This is a genomic window from Stenotrophomonas sp. STEN063 (assembly GCF_056854515.1).
This window is the reverse complement of record NZ_JBXFWF010000129.1, coordinates 1-2,317: the sequence shown is the minus strand read 5'-3', so window position 1 is coordinate 2,317 and position 2,317 is coordinate 1. Positions and strand designations below refer to the sequence as shown.

General features: G+C 64.9%; 2 protein-coding genes. One reads left to right on the top strand and one right to left on the bottom strand.

What is annotated here, in order from left to right; all coding sequences use genetic code 11:
* Positions 1-217: 217 nt before the first annotated feature.
* The gene (locus AC1VWL_RS19275) at positions 218-1,672 is read right to left on the bottom strand and encodes an MATE family efflux transporter (RefSeq protein ID WP_482987751.1); all 1,455 of its coding nucleotides are present in this window, start codon (positions 1,670-1,672) and stop codon (positions 218-220) included.
* Positions 1,673-1,778: 106 nt separating this feature from the next.
* Here AC1VWL_RS19275 and AC1VWL_RS19270 point away from each other — a divergent pair, with 106 nt between their 5' ends.
* Positions 1,779-2,186: an RNA-binding S4 domain-containing protein gene (locus AC1VWL_RS19270; protein WP_482987750.1), complete on the top strand. Its 408-nt coding sequence runs from the start codon at positions 1,779-1,781 to the stop codon at positions 2,184-2,186.
* The last annotated feature ends 131 nt before the right edge of the window (positions 2,187-2,317 follow it).

Below are 2,317 nucleotides of genomic sequence, written 5' to 3'. Positions count from 1 at the left end.
CGCTCTATTCACGCAAGCCCGTGCCCCCGTTCCGTCCGCCACCGCCCGCCTCCCCCCCTGCGCCCCGCCCGCCCCCGCCCCCCCCACTACAGGTCGTGCAGCTCCTTCCCTTGCGCCGGAGGCGTAGGGGAGGGTTGGGGAGGGGTTGAGCTCTTCGGCCTTTCCAGCAATGCCAGCTTCGCGGCTGAGGCAGCTCCCACAGCTCCCACAGCGCTGTCTAGCGTTCCAATTCCACGTCCGGATCCGCTACCGGCGATGGTGGCGTAGCCGGCACTTCCGCCGGGGTGGCCTGCGCTGGCTTGTCCAGGATCGTTGCCTTGCGCCAATTACCCCAGCGGTAATAGGCCATGATCATCAGCATCGAGCACAGCGCGCTGACCGGGAAGCTCCACCAGATCGCATCGGCACCAAAGCGCGGCTGCAGCCACAACGCGAACGGCACGCGGATGCCCCACATGCCGATTGCCAGGATCAACAGCGGTGGCAGCACCGCGCCGGTGGAGCGGACCACGCCGGACAGCACGAAGTTGACCCCGAAGAACAGGAACGACCACACCGCGATGTGATTCAGGTGGCGGCCGATTTCCAGCGCCTCGCTGGCTGCTGGCAGGAACAACGCCAGGGTGCTGCGATCAAACAGGATGATCGGCGCGATCAAGGCACCGGTCAGCAGGAAATTGAACAGCACGCCGGTACGCGCGGTGGCTTCCACGCGTGGCCAGAGCCCGGCGCCCACGTTCTGCGCGGCCATCGTCGAGCAGGCCGCGCCAATGGCCATGGCCGGCATCTGCACGTAGGTCCACAACTGCATCGCCGCGCCATAGGCCGAGGCGGTTTCCACGCCGTAGCCATTGACCATGCTGATCATCATGATCATTGCCAGCGAGATCAGGATCATCTGAAGGCCCATCGGCACGCCCTTGACCACCAGCGCCTTGAGGATGACGGTGTCGATCTTCAGCAGGCCGATGTCCTTGCGTCCCAGCCACAGCATGTGTCGCTTGTTGCGCAGGTAAAGCATCAGCCCGGCCAATGCCAGGCCCTGCGAGAAGAAGGTGGCCCACGCTGCACCGGCAATGCCGAGTTCCGGGAACGGGCCCACGCCGAAGATCAGCAACGGGTTGAAGGCGATATCCATCAGCACTGCCAGCAGCAGGAAGCGGAACGGCGTGCGCGCATCGCCGGCGCCGCGCAGGGCGGCGGTAATGAAGGCGAACGCATACAGCAGCGGCATCGCCAGGAAGATCACCTTCAGATAGGCGTCGGCCATCGGCAGGGATTCGGCCGGTGTGCCCATCGCCACCAGCAGGCGGTGCGAGAGGAACCAGCCCAGTACCGCGATCAGCGCAGACAGGCTGATGAAGAAGGTTGCACTGGTGCCCATCACCCGTCGCGCCTGCGGCAGGTCCTTTGCGCCGATGGACTGGCCGATCAGGATGGTCGCGGCCATGCCGATGCCGAACACCGAGCCGATCAGGAAGAACATGATGTTGTTGGCGTTGGCCGTGGCGGTCAGCGCCGCCTCACCGAGGAACTTGCCGACCCAGATGGCGTTGACCGAGCCATTCAGCGACTGTGCGATGTTGCCAGCCAGAATCGGGAGCGCGAACATGAGCAGGCTGGTGCCGATCGGGCCTTCGGTCAGCGAGCGGGTTTGCTTGGTTTTCGACATGGACAGCGTTGTCGGGATCGGGGCAGGCACACTAGCATCTTGCAGGTGAGCGCGGCGGTGGCAGGTATCACTGCTTGGGCGACAACAAGGGAGTCATGGCAGCGCAATGAGTGGCGAAGTCGTAGTGGTAGCAAGCATTCGTCTTGATGTGTGGCTGTGGGCTGCACGTTTCTTCAAGACCCGCAGCCTGGCCAAGCAGGCGGTGGAGACCGGCAAGGTGGATGTGGAAGGGCAGCGGCCGAAATCCTCGCGCGCCATCCGCGTGGGCGATGCGCTGCGGGTGCAGCGTGGCGACGAGATCTTCGAGATCGCGGTACGCGGGCTCAGTGACAAACGCGGCTCGGCGCCGGTGGCGCAGGCCATGTACGAAGAATCGGCGGCCTCTAAACAGGCGCGTCACGAACTGCACCTTCGCCGCGCCGCCGAACGCACCGGCTACCAGGCCCCGGAGCACAAGCCCGACAAGCGCGCCCGGCGTCTGATCCGCGCCCTGGGTGACCTCGACGCGCTTTGACCGGCGTCCTCGAAAACGATTCACCTGTAGTGCCGAGCCATGCTCGGCAGGGGCTTTACCGAAGAAGCCAACCCTGTAGTGCCGAGCCATGCTCGGCATTGGGCATTACCAGCAAAGCCTGTGCCGAGCAT

Excerpts from the sequence above, each read along its gene's own strand:
- AC1VWL_RS19275 (WP_482987751.1), bottom strand. The coding sequence starts at position 1,672 with ATGTCGAAAACCAAGCAAACCCGCTCGCTGACCGAAGGCCCGATCGGC.
- AC1VWL_RS19270 (WP_482987750.1), top strand. The coding sequence starts at position 1,779 with ATGAGTGGCGAAGTCGTAGTGGTAGCAAGCATTCGTCTTGATGTGTGG.